Annotated in this window: 23 protein-coding genes; 15 read left to right on the top strand and 8 right to left on the bottom strand. The window is 42.2% G+C overall.

The features are described from left to right. Window positions 1–879 precede the first annotated feature (879 nt). A complete protein-coding gene (locus MTX11_RS06160) occupies window positions 880–1098 on the top strand; it encodes a hypothetical protein (protein ID WP_005103627.1) in 219 nt (72 codons plus the stop codon). Between the two features lie 252 nt (window positions 1099–1350). Here the strand turns inward: MTX11_RS06160 and MTX11_RS06155 are convergent, their stop codons facing one another. The 3 genes from MTX11_RS06155 to MTX11_RS06145 form a co-directional block, all read right to left on the bottom strand. Beyond that, entirely contained in the window at window positions 1351–1701 is a 351-nt protein-coding gene (locus MTX11_RS06155) for a hypothetical protein (protein ID WP_005247477.1), read from the bottom strand. A 200-nt stretch (window positions 1702–1901) separates the two neighbouring features. Then, window positions 1902–2567, bottom strand: coding sequence for a hypothetical protein (locus MTX11_RS06150; protein ID WP_243474642.1), 666 nt, complete (start codon window positions 2565–2567; stop codon window positions 1902–1904). A 101-nt stretch (window positions 2568–2668) separates the two neighbouring features. Beyond that, entirely contained in the window at window positions 2669–3367 is a 699-nt protein-coding gene (locus MTX11_RS06145) for a DUF3820 family protein (protein ID WP_004645595.1), read from the bottom strand. A 335-nt stretch (window positions 3368–3702) separates the two neighbouring features. Here MTX11_RS06145 and MTX11_RS06140 point away from each other — a divergent pair, with 335 nt between their 5' ends. From MTX11_RS06140 to ahpF, 7 genes are all read left to right on the top strand, one after another. Then, window positions 3703–4950, top strand: coding sequence for an alpha/beta hydrolase (locus tag MTX11_RS06140; RefSeq protein ID WP_114541920.1), 1248 nt, complete (start codon window positions 3703–3705; stop codon window positions 4948–4950). Between the two features lie 154 nt (window positions 4951–5104). After that, window positions 5105–6355 carry a serine hydroxymethyltransferase gene (gene glyA / locus MTX11_RS06135; RefSeq protein WP_005103619.1) on the top strand — a complete coding sequence of 417 codons (1251 nt, stop codon included), beginning with the start codon at window positions 5105–5107 and terminating at the stop codon, window positions 6353–6355. A 506-nt stretch (window positions 6356–6861) separates the two neighbouring features. After that, the gene (gene rnk, locus MTX11_RS06130) at window positions 6862–7266 is read left to right on the top strand and encodes a nucleoside diphosphate kinase regulator (protein ID WP_044112091.1); all 405 of its coding nucleotides are present in this window, start codon (window positions 6862–6864) and stop codon (window positions 7264–7266) included. 341 nt (window positions 7267–7607) lie between these two features. Further along, a complete protein-coding gene (locus tag MTX11_RS06125) occupies window positions 7608–8399 on the top strand; it encodes a tellurium resistance protein (protein ID WP_243474641.1) in 792 nt (263 codons plus the stop codon). 16 nt (window positions 8400–8415) lie between these two features. After that, window positions 8416–9549: a toxic anion resistance protein gene (locus MTX11_RS06120; protein WP_243474640.1), complete on the top strand. Its 1134-nt coding sequence runs from the start codon at window positions 8416–8418 to the stop codon at window positions 9547–9549. A 37-nt stretch (window positions 9550–9586) separates the two neighbouring features. Next, on the top strand, window positions 9587–10504 hold the full coding sequence (locus tag MTX11_RS06115) for a hypothetical protein (protein WP_004645590.1): 918 nt from the start codon (window positions 9587–9589) through the stop codon (window positions 10502–10504). Between the two features lie 244 nt (window positions 10505–10748). After that, the gene (ahpF, locus tag MTX11_RS06110) at window positions 10749–12314 is read left to right on the top strand and encodes an alkyl hydroperoxide reductase subunit F (protein ID WP_243474639.1); all 1566 of its coding nucleotides are present in this window, start codon (window positions 10749–10751) and stop codon (window positions 12312–12314) included. 248 nt (window positions 12315–12562) lie between these two features. Here the strand turns inward: ahpF and MTX11_RS06105 are convergent, their stop codons facing one another. The 3 genes from MTX11_RS06105 to MTX11_RS06095 all read right to left on the bottom strand — a co-directional run bounded on the left by MTX11_RS06105 (window position 12563) and on the right by MTX11_RS06095 (window position 14773). Continuing rightward, window positions 12563–12817, bottom strand: a complete 255-nt coding sequence (locus MTX11_RS06105; protein ID WP_180038760.1) for a YfhL family 4Fe-4S dicluster ferredoxin — start codon at window positions 12815–12817, stop codon at window positions 12563–12565. A 2-nt stretch (window positions 12818–12819) separates the two neighbouring features. Then, window positions 12820–14229 (bottom strand): prephenate-dependent tRNA uridine(34) hydroxylase TrhP, encoded by a 1410-nt coding sequence (gene trhP, locus MTX11_RS06100; RefSeq protein ID WP_243474638.1) that lies wholly within the window; start codon window positions 14227–14229, stop codon window positions 12820–12822. A gap of 133 nt (window positions 14230–14362) precedes the next feature. Then, window positions 14363–14773, bottom strand: coding sequence for a Cd(II)/Pb(II)-responsive transcriptional regulator (locus MTX11_RS06095; protein WP_005106480.1), 411 nt, complete (start codon window positions 14771–14773; stop codon window positions 14363–14365). A gap of 86 nt (window positions 14774–14859) precedes the next feature. Here MTX11_RS06095 and MTX11_RS06090 point away from each other — a divergent pair, with 86 nt between their 5' ends. The 3 genes from MTX11_RS06090 (at window position 14860) to MTX11_RS06080 (ending at window position 16107) form a co-directional block, all read left to right on the top strand. Continuing rightward, the gene (locus MTX11_RS06090) at window positions 14860–15483 is read left to right on the top strand and encodes a cation efflux transmembrane domain-containing protein (protein ID WP_005247456.1); all 624 of its coding nucleotides are present in this window, start codon (window positions 14860–14862) and stop codon (window positions 15481–15483) included. Window positions 15484–15654: 171 nt separating this feature from the next. Further along, on the top strand, window positions 15655–15906 hold the full coding sequence (locus MTX11_RS06085; RefSeq protein WP_243474637.1) for a hypothetical protein: 252 nt from the start codon (window positions 15655–15657) through the stop codon (window positions 15904–15906). 18 nt (window positions 15907–15924) lie between these two features. Next, entirely contained in the window at window positions 15925–16107 is a 183-nt protein-coding gene (locus MTX11_RS06080) for a YgdI/YgdR family lipoprotein (RefSeq protein ID WP_004279008.1), read from the top strand. Window positions 16108–16171: 64 nt separating this feature from the next. On the opposite strand, the gene MTX11_RS06075 is transcribed toward MTX11_RS06080, so the two are convergent. Further along, window positions 16172–16951: a ferredoxin--NADP reductase gene (locus MTX11_RS06075; protein ID WP_004279005.1), complete on the bottom strand. Its 780-nt coding sequence runs from the start codon at window positions 16949–16951 to the stop codon at window positions 16172–16174. Window positions 16952–17056: 105 nt separating this feature from the next. Here MTX11_RS06075 and tsaA point away from each other — a divergent pair, with 105 nt between their 5' ends. Then, entirely contained in the window at window positions 17057–17776 is a 720-nt protein-coding gene (tsaA, locus tag MTX11_RS06070) for a tRNA (N6-threonylcarbamoyladenosine(37)-N6)-methyltransferase TrmO (RefSeq protein WP_243474658.1), read from the top strand. A gap of 1 nt (window position 17777) precedes the next feature. Here the strand turns inward: tsaA and MTX11_RS06065 are convergent, their stop codons facing one another. Then, a complete protein-coding gene (locus tag MTX11_RS06065) occupies window positions 17778–19028 on the bottom strand; it encodes an MgtC/SapB family protein (protein ID WP_243474636.1) in 1251 nt (416 codons plus the stop codon). Between the two features lie 209 nt (window positions 19029–19237). Here MTX11_RS06065 and tfpB point away from each other — a divergent pair, with 209 nt between their 5' ends. The 3 genes from tfpB (at window position 19238) to MTX11_RS06050 (ending at window position 22255) form a co-directional block, all read left to right on the top strand. Continuing rightward, complete coding sequence (gene tfpB, locus MTX11_RS06060) at window positions 19238–20995, top strand: type IV pilus assembly ATPase TfpB (protein ID WP_243474635.1); 1758 nt, start codon at window positions 19238–19240, stop codon at window positions 20993–20995. 93 nt (window positions 20996–21088) lie between these two features. After that, window positions 21089–21454: a NirD/YgiW/YdeI family stress tolerance protein gene (locus tag MTX11_RS06055; protein WP_243474634.1), complete on the top strand. Its 366-nt coding sequence runs from the start codon at window positions 21089–21091 to the stop codon at window positions 21452–21454. Between the two features lie 135 nt (window positions 21455–21589). Continuing rightward, a complete protein-coding gene (locus tag MTX11_RS06050; protein WP_243474633.1) occupies window positions 21590–22255 on the top strand; it encodes a response regulator transcription factor in 666 nt (221 codons plus the stop codon).

Here is a 22255-nt window from a genome sequence, read left to right as displayed (position 1 = left end):
TTAGAATTTATAGATTGCTTGGCTGTAAATAGGGTGGATTTGAAAAGCTGAGTAAGGTTCTGAATATTTAACTATGCTGCAAATAAAAATAGGGTATTTAACGTCCAGAAAATCAAATGAATAATTTTGATTTTCCCATGTAAATGATGAAGTACTCAGACAAAAATACGGTTAATTGACCTTAATGGGGAGATTGAATTTTCGCCATTTTTTGAAAAATAATCATTTTAAAATTAGTCATATAGATTCTATGACAGCAGTTTCTTTGAATATTGCGTCCTTTTCCGGAAGTATTTTTTCATAAAAAATCATATTCGAGTTTAAATTTTGAAGCGCTTATTAGAGGTTAGGAAAGAAAGTATTGAGCGGGCTATTCAATCGGAAATCGTAAGTTTAATAAGATATTTTTCTAGAAATCAATGAATTAAATAAAGATGATATGAATGTAGAATTCTTCGTAATACAAGCCAGAAATATTTTAATCTGCTTTAAAAAAATGACAATTGAAATCTTGTATAAGTCTTCTTTTAGAAGTGTAAAAGAGTATTGTCGGTTAAAAAAATACTGCTATATTGAACTCATGGTAGGTCGTAAAACCAATAAGACGCTACCGATAAGTTGGACGGATCAATGACAGTTAGTTGAGTTTGATGTTTATCACCAGACAATAAATCTAGCACTAGCCATCCAACACAGAGCTCGCAGAAATGCGAGCTTTTTTAATGTCTGCGCAATTCATTCAGTTTAATATTCTTTTTCTTATAATCCATCCAGATAAAAAAGTTTACATTGCCAAATTCGCTAACATCTTGAAGACTAATCGCTTGGCTAATTATGGTATAAAAAACTGCAAATTGGATAATGAGAGAGGAAGGAAAAATGTCAAAAATGATTGATATCAAGGTGAAAGATCAATTTAGCCAAGTGACTGAAGCGAAAGCGATGCTGCGTTCCTTTGCAGAGCACAACATTCATCATGCAGCTGAGTTGGTCAAAAAAATTGAACATATTGTGGTGGATGGTGAAACGATTCTGCCGAGTATTGAGCTATTATTTGAAAGCCAAAAATCTTCAAATATTTATCGCGTTGTCGAATAATTTAATCAGTGAACTTCAGATAGGTAGAAAAAAATTGAACTTATTTATCCGAAATCACCGATTCAGCAGTTAAAAAACTCACCATTTAGGTGAGTTTTTTATACTCTGGTATTTGCCAGCTTGGATACTAATGTATGCAGCTATAATCAGAAGCTGATTCAATCTCTAAGAGAAGACAACGTGGTAGTGAGCCTTGATTGGCCGAAGAAATTCCCCATACCAATAAAAAAGTTCGCTAGAGTGAGCAAGTATTTAAATCTGTTTAAGCTGTACATCCACATCATATTTTTCAAATTCTTGCAAAATCTGCGCTAAAGTTTGCTGTGCGGTTGTATGTTCAGGGCTTAAAGAAATTTCCTGACGAGTCGTGCTATCAAAACATTCAATGGCCTGAATCAGCCAATGATGCTCAATGGGACTTTTTTGAATCAACACACGGCGCGGTTGCAAGCTGTCACTGATCTGGCGGGGAAGCACATAGGTAATCGCCAATTGCACAAATTGCAGTTCTTCAACCGGACTTAAAAAGGTGATCACCCAGTTGCCAACTTTACTCAGTTGCATGGGATTATCGAACGCATCGAATTCTAAATAATGTGACATATACATGATCCAATCGGATGTCTATGCTCACTATATGGCGGGATTGTAATTCTTTTTCTATCACGATTAAGTCGGATATTTCGAGCTTTAAATTTCGCTTAAATATAAATATACCAAATAACCAATTAGTTATCTTAAATAATTAAAGCTGCCTCATTGTTAAACTCGCTTATTTAAGAGTTTAAAAGACTAAGATATTCTTATTCAGGCGCTTCATTTTGCTGCAAGTGGTCTAAAGCAAAATTAATCTGCTTTAGAATGTGATTCAATTTTTGAGGCGCAATGCGACTTTCCTGAAGTGATGTGATCCATTGCATTTGACAAAGTTTCAAACTGCGCACATCCGGTGCCTGTAAAATATGGTGAATTTGCTGTTTGGCCATCAAGCCACAATATTTTTGTAAGCTTTCCATCATCATATATTTGAGGTCTTCAAAAGACATGAGTTTGAGTTCAGGCAGCTTTTGTTCATGGCTTGAATCTGTTTCAGCAGATGGAGTGTTCTGCAATATTTTTATGGGCTCCATCTCGGGGGTGAAATCTTTTGTTGCAGAATCCGCTGCTATCGAGGAATTCAACGAACGGTGAATCTCGGAGTGTGCCAGGTCAACTTTTGTATCTGTTCTCGCGTCTGCTTGCTTTTGACTGAAGGCTACCTCGCCAGTTTCAGCCGGAACGATTAGATCCATGGCATAAAGTTGATCTAAGAGTTCGGCAGGAGCAAGCTGCTGCTTTAAGCCATCATTTAATAAGTTGAAATCCTGGCTGCCGATCAGAACCAATAAGCGGCGTTGGCGTGCGGTCAGTGGGATGGAGCGATCCTGTAGCACTTCGATCCCACGTTGAGTTTTATAAAAATGCATCATAACTGAATAGATGGTTGCTTAAATTCAGCTAGAGCATAGTCTGTGAAAATTACATTAATATGAAGTATTTATTAAAATACAGAGGTTTATTTTGATAAAAACTATAATGTCGTGATCGCCGTATTTTCAAGTGCCTTACGTAAATAAGGATCTAGCTCATCTTGACGCAACAACCATTGCACATAGTCAGCAGGTAGCTCTGCAATAGCGGTGCCGCGATGTTTACCAAAATTAATCGTACGTGGAATTCGGGCATCTTCAGAAGCATCGAATAATTCCTGCATACTGTTGATTTTTAAATGATGCACAATATGCATTAAAATATTGGCCGTTAAAATAATATCCATATCGGCACGATGCGCTTTACGGATCATTTCACGCGCTCTTTCGCTGCCTTTGGTGATCATATAAATCAGGGCAGAAATATTGTGTGCTTCCGCATCTGGCCAGACCCGACGTGCTAAAGCCAGTGTACAAATCGCCTTGATTTTTGAAGTATCTACACCACATTTTTCGATGGCACGGACGTCATAATCAATATTATGGCCGATCATGTAGACGGTTTCATCAGGCAGGCGAAAGGTACTGTAATGCGGCTGACCTTCCAGATCCGATTCCAGAATATGATGCACGGCCATGGCAGCAAAAGAAATGGCTTCGTCACATGAGTAGAGCTGATCAAACAGGCGACTTTTATCCAGACTTATTTTATGTTCTACAATTTCGACAGGCGCATAAGCAATTTCGATGGGTTGACCATTTAAAGTATGCGTTTCGGTATCAAGAATAATGGCCTGCATGTCGGAAATGTGCCTGAAAAAGAGAGGAGAGTAAAATCTAACATTATTATTTTGCAACTGACAATTGAATTGCTTTATTTCTGTATTAATTACCGGCTTTTTAACGTATGACGACTATTTGTATAGTTCTGGAGACAGAAACCTCTCTATTCTTAAGTTTGCATGCTGATTTCATAATAAATCTAAACCAGTGCGAATTTAGCAAAAAAATAACGCATTCTTTTCTTGATATTGTTTAGATAAATTGGGAAATTACATATGGTTTTATCGTTTGTTAAAGATAAAACCAGAAAAACTCATTAGAGATGATAATAAATAAGATAAGGATAAGATCGATGAAACGTCAAGTATTGACCTGTACTCTTCTCACATTAAGTGTAGCCTTAACTGCTTGTAACGATGATAGTGATAATGATCGTTTTTACGAGTCCAAACCTGCCATTCCAGTAAATAATATCGATAATCCAGTCGTGGCAACACCTGTAGCCTATACTCAAACGGATTTCTCCGGGATCGCTGACGAAAGTGTGATCATGACTTATAAGATGTTAGGAATTAATGGTAAGGAAACACAAGCTACTGCATTAGTTTTCACACCCGAGGGAACACCTCCAGCTACAGGCTGGCCAATTGTGGCATGGGCACATGGAACTACCGGGGTAGCTGATCAGTGTGCACCGAGTCGAAAAGCGCTGAATGATTATATTAAAGCCATGATTGGCGGGTTTCTCCAAGCTGGCTATATTGTAGTGGCACCTGACTATGAAGGTTTAGGAGAGCCGAGTGGAAAAGAACTTCATCCTTTCTTGAATCTGAAAAGCGAAGCTTATTCTATTACTGATGCAGTCGTGGCTGCACGAAACTATTTAGGTTCACAAGCGTCTAATCAATGGGTTGCAGTAGGGCATTCTCAAGGTGGCCAAGCAGCTTTAGGCGCTGCGCAATATGCAGCACGTGCTTCTAAGATGACCTATAAAGGTACGGTAGCTTTAGCACCGGCTTCAAATTTCAATCTGATTTTGACAGGAGGTGAACAACAGGCGGGACAAGAAACAAATCTGGATAAAAAAATTGGAACTTTAGCATCTTTAGATACCTTTACTGCACTGATTGTTGCTGGTTTGCGTAACCCGAACCCAAATTTGCAATATAGTCAGATTTTTAAAACGCCAACCGATGAAATCGCAAAAAATGCAGAAACTGACTGTTATGATGTATTAGGCCAGAAATTTGGTACTGCAATGTATGCTTATGCACAATCAAATAATAACTCAGTAAATAATTATCCTCGTACTCAAACTAACTTTATGAGTATTCCAGTCGTAAAGAGCTTCTTAGAAAAAGATTCTCAGCCTTTACTTGTTAAAGTTTCTACGCCAGTGATTATTTATCAGGGTTCAGCAGATAGTACCGTTCCCAAAGCAGCAACAGATGTTTTAGTTGCACTCGCCAATCAGAAACAAACTTCAGTACGTTATATTACGGATGAGTCAAATGTAACTAAATGGGATCATGGTAGTGTCTATGCACTGAATATTCCTAATATTATTTCAGATGTAAAATCTCTAATGCCAATTCAATAACTTATTTTTATCTGAATGGCTCATGTTTTTTTAGACATGAGCCATTTTTATTGCAAACTGAATAAAGTTCATGATCGAAAATTTAAAACTTCATGCTACAATACGCGCCAATCTTAGCACGGCTTAAAAGCCCTAAATCAATAGGACCTCGCTAATGTTTGCCAATATCTCTATCGCTGAATTTGATCCAGAATTAGCTCAAGCAATCTCGAATGAAGATGCTCGCCAAGAAGCTCATATTGAGCTAATCGCTTCTGAAAACTACTGCTCACCAGCAGTTATGGAAGCTCAAGGTTCAAAACTTACTAACAAATATGCGGAAGGCTACCCAGGTAAACGCTACTATGGCGGTTGCGAGTATGTAGACGTTATCGAACAATTGGCGATTGACCGTGCTAAAGAACTCTTTGGTGCTGATTATGCTAACGTTCAGCCACATGCTGGTTCACAAGCAAACTCAGCAGTTTACTTAGCGCTTCTTAACCCGGGCGATACAGTTCTGGGTATGAGCCTTGCTCACGGTGGTCACTTGACGCACGGTGCAAAAGTAAGTTTCTCTGGTAAAACATATAATGCGATTCAGTACGGTTTAAACCCTGAAACTGGCGAGATCGATTACGAAGAAGTTGAGCGTTTGGCGCTTGAGCACAAGCCACGCATGATCGTTGCTGGTTTCTCTGCATACAGCCAAATCGTTGACTGGCAGCGTTTCCGTGACATCGCGGACAAAGTTGGCGCTTACCTATTTGTTGATATGGCTCACGTTGCAGGTCTGGTTGCCGCTGGCGTTTACCCAAGCCCGGTGCAAATCGCTGACGTTACTACGACTACGACTCACAAAACACTTCGTGGTCCACGTTCAGGTCTGATCCTTGCGAAAGCAAACGAAGAAATCGAGAAGAAACTTCAATCGGCTGTATTCCCAGGCAACCAGGGTGGTCCTTTGGTTCACGCGATTGCTGCGAAAGCAATCTGCTTCAAAGAAGCAATGGCACCTGAATACAAAGCTTATCAGCAACAAGTAGTTGTGAATGCGAAAGCAATGGCTGAAGTATTAATCGCTCGTGGTTATGACGTAGTTTCTGGTGGTACTGAAAACCACTTGTTCTTGTTGTCTTTAATCAAACAAGACATCACAGGTAAAGAAGCTGATGCTTGGTTGGGTGCTGCTCACATCACTGTGAACAAAAACTCTGTACCAAACGATCCACGTTCTCCGTTCGTCACTTCAGGTATCCGTATCGGTACACCTGCAGTAACCACTCGTGGTTTCGGCGAAGCTGAAGTACGTGAACTTGCAGGCTGGATCGCTGACATCCTAGATGCTAAAGGCGATGAAGCTGTTATCAACGCGGTGAAAGAAAAAGTTGCAGCGGTATGTGCTAAATTCCCAGTTTATGCATAATTGCTTATAAACGGAAAGGAGCTCCCAACCGGGAGCTTTTTTTATAGCTGTAAAAATAACGATATAAAAGATGTTTGGACTTGATCGGACTTACATAGATCAATTTCCTTGCCGCAAGAGATTGAGTCATCAATAAAATCATATTGAGTTTTTCTCAATCTGGCTTAAAGTCTTTTATCAACTATTTGTATTTTTAAATGCTTTAAAAGAATGGATGCATTCGTTGCACGCTTTGCTTGAAATTATTTACAGGAATTATTTTCAGAACCTGACACTTTAAAAACTAATAGGTTATTGAGCTGAAGATCATAGTAGATGGAGCGCTTGAGTGAATCCCATGTTACTGTAAGGTGGTGCTGATATAAGCGCTGTGAATGACATCATTCTTTTTATTTAAATGTTATATGGATCGGTAGCATTTGAATATGGGTAAATCCTGTATTTAAAAATGCTGCTGGCGGTTGATTGATTAATTTTTGATTTATGCATTAAACAAGGTAATAAGGATGACTAAACCCAACATTATTTTATCTGAGCAAGATTTACATCGTCTGGAAACGATGCTGGAGAATCAGAGCAAGCTGAGTGAAACCATGATCCGCTTAGAGGATGAATTGGCACGTGCCGAAGTGGTCGAGCCGCAAGCGATCGCAAGCAATATCGTGACCATGCATTCCCGTGTGTTGCTGACCATTGCACCTTCTACGGAAGCTGTTGAGGTGACACTGGTTTACCCACACGAATTTAAAGGTGAAAAGGGGCAGGTCAATGTGGTCGCACCAATAGGTGCAGCCATTTTGGGCTTAGCGGAAGGTCAAACCATTGAATGGCCACAACCGGATGGTCATACCATGAAAGTAACCATTGAAAAAGTGCTGTTTCAGCCGGAGAGCGAAGGGGATTATCTTTAAGCCAGCGTTGGATCATCCTTGAAAGCCATAGCAATATGGCTTTTTTTGTATATGGATTTTAAGTAAAACCTGGTGTTGTAAGCATTTAGATCAGATTGAATACATTTTAAAGTTCTAAATGCTTAAAGTTAAACAATTCTCAAGATGCTACGTAGCCATTTATCTCTGTAATTGGATTGTCTTGCCAAAATCATAATTAAAATAAAGATAAAACATGGATTTAGTTAAAGTGATGTAACGAATTTCTGGATAAATATACACAACGCAGTCTGTTTTTTTGCTACATTCGAAGATGTTCTAGACTTCTTTGTTTCACTTTTTTAAAGGATATCGCCTCAACCATGTCGCGCTTTGAAGCTCTACCTGCCTTGACTGACATGATGCTTGATCGTGAGGAAATTCTGGCGATTAAGCGTAATGAGCTTGTGCCTGTACTGGATAATCAATATGGGCTGAATCATTATGCAGATGCTTTGATTCAGGCACAGTCCGTTCTACTGAATGGTGTAGATCCGCACTTGACCCAACAGTTAAGCCAGACCATTGAGCAATTGATTCAGGCTTTGGCAGAATCTAAAAAATATCTGAAAAAACGTAAATTTAATGCCCTACAGAAATGGCTAGGCATCGATCTGGATTATGGCTCAAGTCAGGTGGAATATTATCAACGGCTAGACCGTTTGCTCGATCAGGCCGATCACTTAAGCCGTAAATTACAGATTGAAATTCAGAAATCGCAGTCGCGTTTTCAGCAGCTTTTGGGTTTGCGCGAACAGATGGCCAAGCACATTGTCGCTGCAGATGAGTTTTTATCTGAATATCCACTGTTCGTCAAAAACCAGCATCCACTGGATAGTTTTTCAGAACGCCTCTCCAAGAAAATTAATACCTTACGTACCTTGCAAAGCAGTAATGACATCGCCATTACCCAGATGCAGCTTTCGCAGCAGCTTTCCTTTAGTTTGTTGGATCGCTTTAAGGAAGCACAGCAGGTCTTGATTCCGGCTTGGCAATATCATGTCAAACAAAGCCAGACGAAACACTCGACAAGTGATCTGGAAAAACTTGATAATAGCCGTGAGAGTCTGATTAAAACGTTAAAAAAATCCCTCGAGAAACCCTCGAAAACATAACAATATAAGGTGAACTATGACCAAGTCTGATTTAGTAAATTTACCTGTTGAAAGCTCGAATGAACTGGTCGAACAAAAATTCCAGCAAATGAACCTGAAAGAACTGGGCTTGCACCCTGCTGACTTTCAGGAGGTGCTGGCTGCACGTAAAGAGTTGCAGAACATGAGTCATAACAGCGTGGCTGAATATGGCAAAAATATTGCGACCAAAACTTCGACCTATACTGATGAATTACTGAATCTGGTGCAAAATAGAGATCTGGATGCGACAGGACAGAAGCTGAATCAGGTGGTACAGGTGGCTCAACAGCTGAATACCAGCAGTATTCTCAATAAAAAGAAAAGTTCGGGTTTTTTTGGCAATATCATTAGCAAATTCAAAGGCGCAAAAGATAACTTTGATGCCCATTTCAATACCACCAAAGAGCAGCTCGATGTACTGGTGAAAGAGATTGAAACCTCGCAATCTGGTTTGAAAGCACGTGTTGATACGCTGGATAAAATGTTTGACGGGGTGCAGGATGAATATAAACAGTTAGGTGTACATATCGCCGCTGGTCGTTTACGCGAACAGGAGCTACAGCAGGAGATTGCAGCCTTAACCGCTTTGTCGCAGGATCAGACTACTACACAAAAAATTTATGACCTGAACCATCTTGCCAATAATCTGGAAAAACGTGTCAGTGATTTACAGGTATTGCAGCAATCTGCGATGCAGACCTTGCCAATGATCCGGATTATCCAGTCGAATAACCTAATGCTGGTCGACAAGTTCTATGCCATCAAAAATATTACTTTGCCGGCATGGAAAAACCAGATCAGTCTGGCGATTTCGTTGAATGAACAGAAGAACAGTGTACAGCTGGCCAATACCATTGATGATGCTACCAATGAGCTGCTGCGCCGTAATGCTGACCTGTTACATCAGAACTCGGTCGATACTGCTAAAGCCAACCAGCGCTCGGTGATTGACATCGAAACGCTTGAACATGTGCAAAATACCCTCATTAAAACTGTAAATGATGTGATTCAGATCCAGAAAGAAGGTGTACAAAAACGCACAGAAGCAACCGTGCGTTTGAAAGCTTTGCAAGATAATCTGAATCATTTGGTGATTGAATCAAGTACCAGTGGATCCACGCCCAACTAAATCAGGTAGGGCCAAAATCTGAAAGAAGGAGTAGAGATTGCCGCCCTTAGATGAATACGCCGTTAAGCCTCAGGACATCAAGCAGGGGGTAGTTGCACTCAAGAAACGTCAACGCAATTTGATGCTATTGGGTTTGACTACTTCTACCATATTTATAGCCTCATTGATCAGCCTATTTTTCCAGCAGGAACTGGTCTATGGCTTTTTTGGCCTGAGTACCCAAGTACAGCAATTGCATTTACCGGTCAGTGTAGATGCCACATTGGCCAGCATTGGTGATAGTCCGGATTATTTTTTTAGTTTGCTGAGCTGGTTTGGCTGGCTGATTATTAAAATTTTTGCCTCTTTTATCGGCGCATTTTTTGTGATTGGCTTACTGAAAAAGTTGCGTTTCTTTTATGTACGCTTTCAGTCTTTTGTGCTGAAATTTGTCGCTTGGCTGATTGCTTTTATCGTGATCTGGTCAGGATTGACTTACTGGCAGCATGATCTACGTAATGATCGGGATGATGCTTATCAGCAAGTAGTGTATTACGACAGCAATATCAATGACAGTGAAATCGCCCGTTATCTGGCTGATTCAGAGATTGCAGCACCGGTGAAATCTTATTTACTGGCGCAAACGGCATTGCTGCATAAGCCTCAAGATTTATCTGCCGCAAAACCTTATGTTTTAAATTTGGTTGAAGCAGAAAAACAGGATCCTAAATTTGAACAATATGGTTTCAAGCCTGAACAAATTTGGACCATGCAGCAACAGGTCTATGGTCAAGCCATGACACCAGTCGCCAAGAGTGTAAATACGCAGGTACAACAGGCGGATCAGTTAAGTCAGATCACGAATCTGGTTATTATTGGTGTTGCTATTTTATCGGCACTACTTAGCCTAATCTTGTTTTTCTTGGCCAACTCAATCAAGGGTCGTTCTCTGCGTATCGAACAGCGGATTCATTAATTTCCCAAAATGCTCCTGAATAGGGAGCATTTTTTTGATAAAAATTTAACGTTATTTTTAAGTCACAATATTCAATTTAATGGGCACAGCCCAAAAACTAATATGAAACAGCATAAAATCTATGATTAGATTTATAATCTAAAATATCGATCAATAAAATAAAAACAAACTGTTTCACCTATTTTAATCTATGCATTACTATAGCTTCATCAAATAAACATTTACTCCTTTGGAGACGTTCGCAATGTTAGATCAAAATACTTCAGCTCAATTAAAAACACTTCTGGAACGCCTTGAAGCGCCAATCGAACTGGTTGCAACCTTAAACGATTCCGATAAATCTGCAAAAATCAAAGAACTGGTTGAGGAAATCGCAACATTATCCGATTTAGTCACTGCGCGTTTTGATGGCCAAAACCAACGTGCCCCAAGTTTCGGGATTGCAAAAGCTGGTGAAGAACCGCGTGTGTTCTTTGCAGGCTTGCCAATGGGCCATGAGTTCACTTCGCTGATCCTGGCATTGCTGCAAACTTCCGGTTATGCACCAAAAGTCTCGGATGAAGTTCTGGCGAATATCAAGAGCCTGGGTGTTCAATCTAATTTTGACGTGTTCGTATCGTTAAGCTGCCATAACTGTCCGGATGTGGTTCAGGCACTCAACCTGATTGCCATCTATAACCCGGGCACTACTGCCACCATGATTGATGGGGCTTTCTTCCAGGACGAAGTCGAAGAACGCAAAATCATGGCGGTGCCGATGGTATTCCAGGACAACCAGCATATCGGTCAGGGTCGTATGACACTGGAAGAAATCATTGCCAAGCTGGATAGCAATGCCGCTGCCAAAGATGCGGAAAAGCTGAATGCCAAAGACGCCTTTGATGTCCTGGTGATTGGTGGCGGCCCTGCAGGCAATACTTCTGCCATCTATGCAGCGCGTAAAGGCATTAAAACCGGGATCGTGGCTGAACGCATGGGCGGTCAGGTCATGGATACCATGGACATTGAAAACTTTACGTCTGTACAGAAAACTCAAGGTCCAAAGTTTGCTGCCGAGATGGAAGCCCACGTGCGTGAATACGGGGTCGACATCATGAACCTGCAACGTGTATCTGACATCAAAGGTGCAGATGAAACAGCCAATGGTCTGGTGGAAGTGACCTTAGAGAATGGTGCCAAACTGGAATCTAAAACCGTAATTCTGTCGACCGGTGCACGCTGGAGAGAAATGAACGTTCCAGGTGAGCAGGAATACAAAACCCGTGGTGTGGCGTACTGCCCACACTGTGATGGCCCACTGTTCAAAGGTAAGCGTGTAGCCGTGATTGGTGGAGGTAACTCAGGTGTAGAAGCAGCGATTGATCTGGCAGGGATTGTTGAGTATGTCACCCTGGTGGAATTTGATACCAAGCTGCGTGCGGATCAGGTGTTGCAAGATAAACTGAACAGCTTGCCGAATACCACCGTGATCAAAAATGCTTTATCTACGGAAGTGGTTGGTGATGGTTCACAAGTGACTGCACTGAAATACAAAGACCGTGCTACGGATGAAGAGCATACGGTAGAACTTGCGGGGATCTTTGTACAAATTGGTTTGTTACCAAACACGGACTTCCTGAAAGAAACCCAAGTTGAGCTGACTAACCGTGGCGAGATTGTGATTAACGACCGCAACGAAACCAATGTGAAAGGTGTGTTTGCGGCAGGTGACTGTACCACAGTGCCGTACAAGCAGATCATCATTGCGACCGGTGAAGGTGCCAAGGCGTCATTGTCCGCCTTTGATTACATCATCCGTTCGGGGCAATAAAAAAAATAGCACCAAGGTTCCCCAAAACCGAGGTGCTATATCTTATAAATACATTATTATCGCTTTATAGGAACTTAGGACGCTAACACCCGAGTTCCTTTTTTTATATTTATTATTGGATCAGCCAAAAGTGTCCCCACACACTTTTAGCTGTTCTTTGCCTCTCACTTTTTGTTTTCAACCCTTATTTTTATACTTTCCCCAAGGTTGTCTTTACATAAAGCAATGTTTATTCCATCGCTTCATTTTTAAGATTTAAATAAGTTCAAACCCTTAAATTTTTCCAGTAATTGTTCTTGTGTTTCCCGATACTCCGGATGTGGAATAATGCATTCAATCGGACAGACATCCACACAGGTCTGATGCTCATAAAAACCGACGCATTCCGTACACCGGTTCACATCAATTTCATAAACTTTTGCACCTTCATAAATCGCGTCATTCGGGCATTCCGGTAAACACATATCGCAATTGATGCATTTGTCGGTAATCAGCAGTGCCATATTTAACTCGCCTGATAAGCCAGTGAAGATGCCGAAATATCCGCAGTCGAACTTGGCAGATTACGGATGAGCAGGGCATATCGCATATCGACATCTGCCGGAACCGGAATCTCGACAATATGACCTGAACCTTTGGCGTCTTCGATCAGATTACCTTTTTTGTCTTTCATTTCGGTTAAAGTAAAGATGATATTGCCTTTAGTCGTCATCAGTTCGAGTGAGTCACCCACCACAAAGCGATTTTTCACATCAATCTTGATGTAATCGCCATTACGTTCCAGCACTTCACCGCAGAAAATTTGATGATCAAAACTTGAGGAACCATGTTCATAATTCTGATATTCACTATGCACATGGCGGCGCAGAAAACCTTCGGTATAACCACGATTCGCTAAGCCTTCTAATTGTGTCATCAGTGACGGGTCAAAAGGTTTACCAGCCAACGCATCATCAATTGCTTTACGGTAAATTTGAGCAGTACGGGCACAATAGAAATAAGACTTGGTACGGCCTTCGATTTTCAGTGAATGAACACCTACTTTAGTTAAGCGCTCTACATGCTGAACAGCACGCAGATCTTTGGAATTCATGAAATAAGTGCCATGTTCATCTTCTTCTGCGGCAAACATGTCTTCTTCGTTGCGCTGTAACAGCACTGGCTCGTTGAATTGGTGCTGCATCTGCATGTGCTGTTCATCAGCATCTTTAGAGCAGCAGCCTGAATCCAGATTTTTTACTGGAATGACATCACCGGTTTCATCTTCCTTGGCATCCAGAACTTTATATTCCCAGCGGCAGGCATTGGTGCAGGCACCCTGATTGGCATCACGTTTGTTCATATAGCCAGACAGCATGCAACGGCCAGAGTAGGCCATACACAATGCGCCATGTACGAATACTTCAATCTCCATATCAGGCACTTGCTGTTTGATTTCTGCAATTTCTTCAATGGATAGTTCACGTGACAGAATGACACGGGTCAGCCCCATGTTTTTCCAGAATTTCACGGTTGCCCAGTTCACGGCGTTGGCCTGAACCGACAGGTGAATATCTATCTCTGGAAAATGTTCACGCACCAGCATGATCAGACCTGGATCGGACATGATCAGGGCATCTGGCTGCATCGCGACCACAGGTTCCAAGTCACGAATAAAATTTTTCAGCTTGGAGTTGTGCGGTTGGATATTGACCACCATATAGAATTTTTTGCCTAGTTCGTGCGCTTCTTTGATGCCAATCGCTAAATTGTCATGGTCAAATTCATTATTACGAACCCGCAGGCTATAGCGCGGCTGGCCGGCATAGACTGCATCTGCACCATAAGCAAAAGCGTAGCGCATATTTTTGAGTGAGCCAGCTGGTGAGAGAAGTTCGGTAATAGTGGTAATGCTCATGATCAAATCGAAAGACATATAAAAAGTACGGCTTTATTCTAATCATCTGGAATTTGGATTCAACCTAGTAAATCACTCGGAAATACGCGATTTGGAGGTAAAACACGGTTTTATTTTAAGTAGGGAGCTCTCAATAAAATGTCTTCAACATTCAATCATTTTCAGGGTTTTCAAGTGTTTTTAAAATCTGGCAATGATCAATCGTGGTCGGGGTATTGCAACTTTCTCTCAGTGTGATCAGTTGCCGTTCAAATATCTGTAATTCTTTAATTTTATTTGAAATATCCGAAAGATGCTGATCAATCAGCTGGTTGACGGCACAGCAGTCCTGTTCCGGATTTTGTTCAAGTTGAATCAGGGTTTCAATCTCTTTTAACGACATGTCCAAGGCACGGCAACGCTTGATAAAAAGCAGTCTTTTTAATGCGTCTTCACCATAATAACGATACTGATTACTTGCTCGAAAATTCGGCTGAATAAAGCCTTTTTTCTCATAAAAACGTAAGGTATCGGTGCTTAGACCAGTCTTTTTGGCCATTTCTGAAATCAAATAAACTGACATATCGTCCTCATGCTTGACCTTGGAGTTAGTCCATAGTTTCTAATCAATTTATCGTATTTTAGATAAAAAATCATCGGGGGAGTTATATGGCCTGTAGTTGTAGTCCTGAACCGGCACCCATCAAGCCCAACAGCAAATTTAGAGCAGCGCTATGGATTGCCTTGCTGGTAAACTTCACTTTATTTGTAGTGGAGCTGATCGGTGGTGCATATGCACATTCATCAGCCTTGTGGGCAGACGCGCTAGATTTCTTTGGTGATGCCGTCAATTACGGGATTTCTTTGGCTGTACTTGGTGCGAGTTTGTATTGGCGGGCAACAGTCGCTTTGGTAAAGGGAATGACCATGGCATTGTTTGGTCTGGTAGTGATTGGCAAAGTGATTTACGCCTATCTGCAAGGCATTCCACCTGAAGCACTGACAATGGGCCTGATTGGTGTACTGGCCTTAGTAGCGAATGTATTTACAGCAGCAATTCTTTATGCTTTTCGTGAAGGTGATTCCAATATGCGGTCGGTCTGGCTCTGTAGTCGCAATGATGCAATTGGCAACTTTGCGGTCATTTTGGCAGCCGTAGGCGTATTTGGTACAGGCAGTCTTTGGCCGGATATTATTGTGGCTGTAATTATCGCTACACTCGGCATCACATCAGGTTATCAAGTGATTAAGCAGTCTCTGGAAGAAAGATCACTTAAACATAAATCCAGCTAATTTTTATATTTAAAGCTGTCCTGCAGGGCAGCTTTTTATTTATTTCCATTTTTATAATATTTGAAAAATAAAGCTTTACAAATAAACAAATTAAATTAGAATCTCTGGCGAAATTCAGAAAATATACATAAATTTTAATAATTTAGTTTTTTGCATCGTGCGAGGGTTAATGTGAATTTAATTAAAATTTTTTCAATATTGGCAATATCGGGGCTAGCCGCTTGTAGTTCCAAAGTCGTGACTTATGATGCAACAGGAAAAATCATCGGTTCATGTATGGCGACGCGTGGCCTACTTTCGACCGCAAGTGCACATTGTAGTGGTTCAGGCGATGCCTTAGGTGTGAATTACAATACGCCAGATGCGAATACAGGCCTGTTACCAACGCCACCAAGCCATAATCAGATTAATTTAAAACCGTAAATAATAAAGGGGAATATCATGAAATTATCAGCACTTATTGCACTTGTAGCGACTGTTGTATTGACGGGCTGTGCATCGTCAGTAACTACATTTGACTCTCATGGCCGTATGATTGGTTCATGTAAAGCGCAAACGGGTTTCATCATTGCAGGTGGCGCAGGCTGTTCAGGTTCTGCAAACCAGGAAGGTCGCGATCGTTAATTATTTAGTGATGGTTCCAATAAAAAACCGGACTTAAAAGTCCGGTTTTTTAGTTTAGCAAATCTTATTTTTCTACGAATGCACGTTCAATCACGTAGTCACCTAGAACGCCCATTTTTGGAGATTCTTTCAGACCGTGTTGGTCAAGAAGCGCAGCAACGTCATCTAGGAATGCAGGGCTACCACATAGCATGGCACGGTCAGTTTCCGGGTTGAAACGTGGCAGACCGATTTTTTCGAACAGTTCACCAGTTTCAATGGCGGTGGTTACACGACCTTGATTTGGATATTCTTCACGGGTGACGGTTGGGTAATATACCAATTTTTCTTTCGCGCCAAGTTCAGAGAAGAATTCATGATTTGGCACTTCATTCAGGATCAAATCTTGATAAGCCAGCTCTGAAATGAAACGGGTACCGTGAACCACGATAATCTTTTCAAAACGCTCATAAGTTTCAGGATCGCGAATAGTCGACAGGAACGGTGCAAGACCAGTACCAGAAGAAAGAAGGTAAAGATTTTTACCTGGGTTCAAGTCATCAAGTACCAATGTACCTGTCGGCTTTTTAGAAACCAAAATGTCATCACCGACTTTGACTTTCTGTAAAATCGAAGTCAGTGGACCATCAGGCACTTTAATTGAGAAAAATTCTAACTCTTCTTCGTAGTTGGCGCTTGCAATTGAATATGCGCGCATTAACGGCTTGCCATTGACTTCAAGGCCGATCATTACAAACTGACCGTTTTTAAAACGCAAAGCAGTGTCACGAGTCGTTTTAAAAGAGAATAAAGTATCATTCCAGTGGTGGACGTGAGTAATCTTTTCGACGTTAAAAGCAGCCATTAAAGGTCTCAATAAATTATCAAATTAGAACAGCTTGCTATTCTAATCTAAATTCATTCTCGATAAACTGAATATATTTAATTGAGCTTATCAAAAAAAGTGATGATGACTGAACTTGCGCTGCCGATTATTGGTTATATGCGTTCTCCCTATAAAGAAAAATTTGGTATTCCTCGTCAGCCGAATCTGGTTCAGGTCGAAAGCTATATCGAAATGGTCGGGCCCTATAATGATCTACTCGCCTTTGAGGGGATTGAAGAATTTAGTCATCTGTGGTTGGTCTGGCAATTTCATGACAATAAAAACCAGCACAATAGCCAGTTTCGTCCACAAGTCCGTCCGCCGCGTTTGGGCGGTAACAAGAAAATAGGCGTGTTTGCTACACGCAGCATGTATCGTCCATCACCGATTGGTCTATCGGTGGTTAAACTCAAAGAAGTGAGAAAGGTGGGCAAACATGTTCGGGTGTATGTGACAGGGAGTGACTTGCTGGATGGCACGCCGATTGTCGATATCAAACCTTATATTCAATATTCAGATGCCATTGTTGAAGCACAAAGTGGTTATGCGCAGGATGAACCGCAACGTAAGACCGTCATCTGGAGCGATGAAGCGGAGCAGCAAAAGCAGCAATTACTAGGAAATGGAAAAATTTCTGTGCAGACTATTCAGGAGCTGGAAGCTGTCTTATCTCTAGATCCAAGACCTGCATATCAGGAAGATGAGGAACGGGTATATGGAATGAAGTTCGCAAACGTTGATATTCATTTCAAAATTCATGCTCAGCAAGTGCTAATTGTTGCTATCCAGCATACTCCTTCCTAGATTATAGGTTCCACCACAACAAGCCAATCAAAACTGCCATATGCAAAATCTGCACAGGCGCAAAATAAAGGACAAACTTCCAGCCACCGGTCAAAGCAGCATTGGCTGACTTGGCCAAGGCATGAGCACCCAGACCTAAAAGCAGGGCATAAATCAGACGCATATTGGAGGGATCACCTTGAACGACGACACTCGCCATCGCGGCATGAATCTCGAACAGAGAGGCGAGTAAGGTCCCGGCCAGTAAGCCGGCATCCCCGAGCCAGACCTCCAGTCCGTAAACTCCAGCCTGAATCAATGTTAATGTGACTGCAATAATCACAGCTTCTTTTAAGCTAAACATCTGGCTGTCTGATGATTCCATGCTCGGCGCAGGTTTTGCCTTGCGCAGTAATAAAAACGCACAGGCTGCCAGAAGGATTACGGCAACTAAAGAGGGCAAAAGCAGGATTTTCAGCCAGCTCCATGATACCCCTCCAACCACAATCAATAGCAGTACGATGGTCGAGATACAGGACATCAGTGCGGCGCCGGCATTCGATCGTGCATCCATTTCACCTTTACGGACCTGTAAACCTAACTGAGCGATGGTCGCCGTACTGGAAACAAAACCGGAAGCAATGGAGGACAGCATCAGGGCATTTTTAGTCGAAAAAAAGCGTTTCGCAATATGCGCCAGAGCTTGTACCACTAAAATTAAGGTCAGTAATTTGAGAATAAGATAAGGGTTAAGCACTTCACCCCAGAAAGGTCGGTCAGGAGTAAGCGGTAGACCAATCAAAATCAAGGCCAGTAATAACAGTCCATCCCTGAACTCGGCTTCTTTAATCCATTTCCCGGCAATATTGTGCATGGTATGTTTGGCCATCAAAATACCGGTTAAGAGCACGGAAAGACCGGCTGCCAGAGAAATATTCCACAAACACATGGCGCCAATAAAATAGGTCATCACAAATGCAAGCTCTGTGGTAATGCCCGGATCATCTGGTTGATTTTTGATAGATAAAATGACCATGCCACCCACGATCAAAGCACCTATTACAGCAATCACGATTCCAAAAAGGAAACACAGTGCGCCCAATAAAGCACAGATCGCAAAGGAACGTAAGCCGGCAAAACTCGGCTGCTGCTCACGTTGCTTATGCCGTTCCCGCTCCAGACCAATTAGCAGGCCGCAACCCAATGCCGAGGTGAGTATCGTGAGCAGTTCATGAAAAGAATGCGCATACAGGGGAACCGCAGTCAGATCCATCTGTGACCTCAGCAAGCTAAGAGTTGATTATTTAAAAATATATGTGATGAGATCAGGTTTGCATAGATTAAAAATGTTGCGGTAACGATCAAATCCATTCTTTACTTTCTTTTTGAGATTGAAATAGAAACGTATATTCGATAGGTCGAGAGCATGCGAAAAACTGCAAAAACTTGTTATAGTGGAGGCAAGTTTGGGGACTGATAATAATGAAATTTGACTTTGAAATGGATACGGCATGGTGTCTAGACCAACTCTTTAAAGACGGTAAGATCAGTGAACGCGACCGGATGCTGGTACAAACCACTCATCGGCAACGTGAACAATTAAAATGGCACCCTTTACAGTGGATTGCCAATTTTAATCTGGTCGATCAGTCCCATCCTCAAACAACGCTGACCCTGAACCGTTTATGTCAGTGGCTGGCAGAAAAAACCGGATTGATGTTCTATATCATTGATCCGCTCAAAGCTGATGTACAGGCATTGACCAATGTCATGTCGCAGGAATATTCACTGCGCAACCGTATTCTGGCGGTAGAAATTCAGGCAGACAAAGTTCTGATTGCTACAGATCAGCCTTATAAAACTGAATGGATGTCGAATCTCGAGCAGAATATTGCACCAAAAAAAATACAACGGGTATTACTGAATCCAGAACAATTACAACGTTATATTACTGAATACTATCAAGTCAGTCGTGCAGTTAGTGGTTCACAAAAATCGTCTACCTATGACCGGGAAAATAAGGGCGTCGAAGCCTTGCTACAGCTGGGTGACTCACAGAATCCGGATGCCAATGACCAGCATATTGTCAAACTGGTGGACTGGGTGTTGCAATTTGCTTTTGAACAAGGTGCCAGTGATATTCATATGGAACCACGTAAAGACACCGGCAAGATCCGTTTCCGGATTGATGGGGTGCTGCATACGATTTACAACATGCCGGCCAATACATTGACCGCCGTCATTTCCCGGATCAAGATTCTGGGCCGGATGAACGTCGCGGAAAAACGTAAACCACAGGATGGCCGCCTGAAAACCCGTACACCAAAAGGACAGGAAACCGAATTGCGTTTGTCGACCTTGCCAACTGCATTCGGTGAAAAACTGGTAATGCGTATTTTCGATCCGGAAGTGCTGGTGAGAAGTTTTCAGCAACTCGGTTTTGAAGGTCATCTGCTCAACGACTGGAACAATCTGACCAGTCATAGTCATGGCATTATTCTGGTGACCGGTCCGACCGGTTCCGGTAAAACTACTACGCTTTATTCAACCTTGAAACAGCTGGCGACTGAACAGGTCAACGTCTGTACCATTGAAGACCCGATCGAGATGCTGGAACCCAGCTTTAACCAGATGCAGGTCAATAATGGTATCGATCTTGGTTTTGCTGACGGCGTGCGTGCATTGATGCGTCAGGACCCGGACATTATCATGGTCGGGGAAATTCGTGATCAGGATACTGCCAATATGGCGATTCAGGCAGCATTGACTGGTCATCTGGTTCTCTCAACTTTACATACCAATGATGCGCCGTCGAGTCTGACCCGTCTGCATGATCTGGGCGTACAGCCATTTTTGACAGCAGCAACCATCTTGGGTGTTCTGGCTCAACGTCTGGTGCGTAAACTCTGCCCACATTGCAAGCAGGAAAGCTTCCTGAATGAACAGGAATGGCAGCATCTGGCAGCCGATTATCCTTTGCCGCGACCGGAATTTGTCTTTAAGGCGGTGGGCTGCGAAGAATGCCGGCATACCGGCTATAAAGGCCGTATTGGGATTTATGAGTTTATGCCACTGAGTCTGACCACTAAACAGCTGATTGGTGCCGATGCTAATCTGAACCAGCTGCGTCAGCAGGCGAAAAAAGAAGGGGTAGAGCCGCTCAGAATTGCCGGGGCGCGCAAGATTCTGGAAGGTGTCACTACGCTTGAAGAAGTCTTGAGAGTGGTGCCCCTAAATTAATTTTGAAAATGAAGCAATCTTAAGATTCAATTCATCTTCGGCTGTTTTAATAGCATCATCGAAACAAAGCAAGACTTTAAAGAGGTAACTGCGATGAAAATGATGATAAATACGGTTTTGGCAGCTGCATTGATGGGTTCTATTGCGACAGCTACGATAGCAAGTAGTGACACTGCTGTGAATCAGGCCGCTTTTACTAAATCGACCACAGTCAAACAGGCACTGGCCATGAAAGATGACAGCAAGGTTCAGCTTAAAGGTTATGTCGTGAAAGCAGTGGGTGATGAAAAATACCAGTTCCGCGACAGCACAGGTACTATAACCGTTGAGATTGATGATGAACTTTGGCAAGGCAAGCCGATTTCAGCCAAAACACCGGTGATCATCACAGGTGAAATCGACATTGATTATAAGCCGGCAAAACGTGTTGAAATTGAGGTTGATCAGGTTCGTTTCTAATATCGCCTGATTTGCTGCAATCAGTTTGAACACAGCAACAAAAAACCACATGCAAGTTACCAAAAAGCATGTGGTTTTTTTGAGTCTGCTGCTTTTTCAGGGCAAGATAGAACAAGGAAGCAAACGGAGCAGAATATGCGTATTCTTTTGGCAGAAGATGATCAGTCTCAGGCAGACAGTATCCAGACCTGGCTGGAAATGGATGGTTATGTGATTGATCGGGTAGAGCGCGGTGATCATGTGATCCTGGCGATTGAGCAGCATCAATATGACTGCATTCTGCTGGATCGTGGCCTGCCGAATGCCACTGGAGACGAGATTCTGAAAAGTTTGCGCAGCCAACAGCAAGATACGCCAGTGATTTTTATTACAGCTAAAGACAGTATTGATGACCGCGTCGAGGGGTTGGATTTAGGCGCGAATGATTATCTGGTGAAACCTTTTAGTCTGGAAGAACTTTCGGCCCGAGTTCGTGCCCAACTCAGACAGAAGCAGAAAATACCGAATCATATCCTGCACTGGCAGGATCTCAGTCTGGACACTCAAGCCAAAACCCTGACTAAAGAAGGTCAAGCTATGAATCTGACTGCGAAGGAATTTCAGATTTTATACAAGCTGATGCAGCAGCCTGAACATATTGTCACCCGTGAACAGCTGGAAGAATCGCTGTACGCCTGGGGCGATGAAATTGAAAGTAATGCCATTGAAGTATTTATCTATCAGCTGCGTAAAAAAATTGGCAGCCAGATGATCAAGACCATTCGTGGCTTGGGCTATCGTATGCATAAGGCTGAGGCTTAA

This window comes from Acinetobacter lwoffii (assembly GCF_022809915.1).
Classification (GTDB): Bacteria; Pseudomonadota; Gammaproteobacteria; order Pseudomonadales; family Moraxellaceae; genus Acinetobacter; species Acinetobacter lwoffii_M.
The sequence above is the reverse complement of the archived record's forward strand: the minus strand, read 5'-3'. Positions and strand labels throughout refer to the sequence as shown.

Excerpts from the sequence above, each read along its gene's own strand:
- MTX11_RS06160 (WP_005103627.1), top strand. The coding sequence starts at position 880 with ATGTCAAAAATGATTGATATCAAGGTGAAAGATCAATTTAGCCAAGTG.
- MTX11_RS06155 (WP_005247477.1), bottom strand. The coding sequence starts at position 1,701 with ATGTCACATTATTTAGAATTCGATGCGTTCGATAATCCCATGCAACTG.
- MTX11_RS06150 (WP_243474642.1), bottom strand. The coding sequence starts at position 2,567 with ATGATGCATTTTTATAAAACTCAACGTGGGATCGAAGTGCTACAGGAT.
- MTX11_RS06145 (WP_004645595.1), bottom strand. The coding sequence starts at position 3,367 with ATGCAGGCCATTATTCTTGATACCGAAACGCATACTTTAAATGGTCAA.
- MTX11_RS06140 (WP_114541920.1), top strand. The coding sequence starts at position 3,703 with ATGAAACGTCAAGTATTGACCTGTACTCTTCTCACATTAAGTGTAGCC.
- glyA (WP_005103619.1), top strand. The coding sequence starts at position 5,105 with ATGTTTGCCAATATCTCTATCGCTGAATTTGATCCAGAATTAGCTCAA.
- rnk (WP_044112091.1), top strand. The coding sequence starts at position 6,862 with ATGACTAAACCCAACATTATTTTATCTGAGCAAGATTTACATCGTCTG.
- MTX11_RS06125 (WP_243474641.1), top strand. The coding sequence starts at position 7,608 with ATGTCGCGCTTTGAAGCTCTACCTGCCTTGACTGACATGATGCTTGAT.
- MTX11_RS06120 (WP_243474640.1), top strand. The coding sequence starts at position 8,416 with ATGACCAAGTCTGATTTAGTAAATTTACCTGTTGAAAGCTCGAATGAA.
- ahpF (WP_243474639.1), top strand. The coding sequence starts at position 10,749 with ATGTTAGATCAAAATACTTCAGCTCAATTAAAAACACTTCTGGAACGC.
- MTX11_RS06105 (WP_180038760.1), bottom strand. The coding sequence starts at position 12,817 with ATGGCACTGCTGATTACCGACAAATGCATCAATTGCGATATGTGTTTA.
- trhP (WP_243474638.1), bottom strand. The coding sequence starts at position 14,229 with ATGTCTTTCGATTTGATCATGAGCATTACCACTATTACCGAACTTCTC.
- MTX11_RS06095 (WP_005106480.1), bottom strand. The coding sequence starts at position 14,773 with ATGTCAGTTTATTTGATTTCAGAAATGGCCAAAAAGACTGGTCTAAGC.
- MTX11_RS06090 (WP_005247456.1), top strand. The coding sequence starts at position 14,860 with ATGGCCTGTAGTTGTAGTCCTGAACCGGCACCCATCAAGCCCAACAGC.
- MTX11_RS06080 (WP_004279008.1), top strand. The coding sequence starts at position 15,925 with ATGAAATTATCAGCACTTATTGCACTTGTAGCGACTGTTGTATTGACG.
- MTX11_RS06075 (WP_004279005.1), bottom strand. The coding sequence starts at position 16,951 with ATGGCTGCTTTTAACGTCGAAAAGATTACTCACGTCCACCACTGGAAT.
- tsaA (WP_243474658.1), top strand. The coding sequence starts at position 17,057 with ATGACTGAACTTGCGCTGCCGATTATTGGTTATATGCGTTCTCCCTAT.
- MTX11_RS06065 (WP_243474636.1), bottom strand. The coding sequence starts at position 19,028 with ATGGATCTGACTGCGGTTCCCCTGTATGCGCATTCTTTTCATGAACTG.
- tfpB (WP_243474635.1), top strand. The coding sequence starts at position 19,238 with ATGAAATTTGACTTTGAAATGGATACGGCATGGTGTCTAGACCAACTC.
- MTX11_RS06055 (WP_243474634.1), top strand. The coding sequence starts at position 21,089 with ATGAAAATGATGATAAATACGGTTTTGGCAGCTGCATTGATGGGTTCT.
- MTX11_RS06050 (WP_243474633.1), top strand. The coding sequence starts at position 21,590 with ATGCGTATTCTTTTGGCAGAAGATGATCAGTCTCAGGCAGACAGTATC.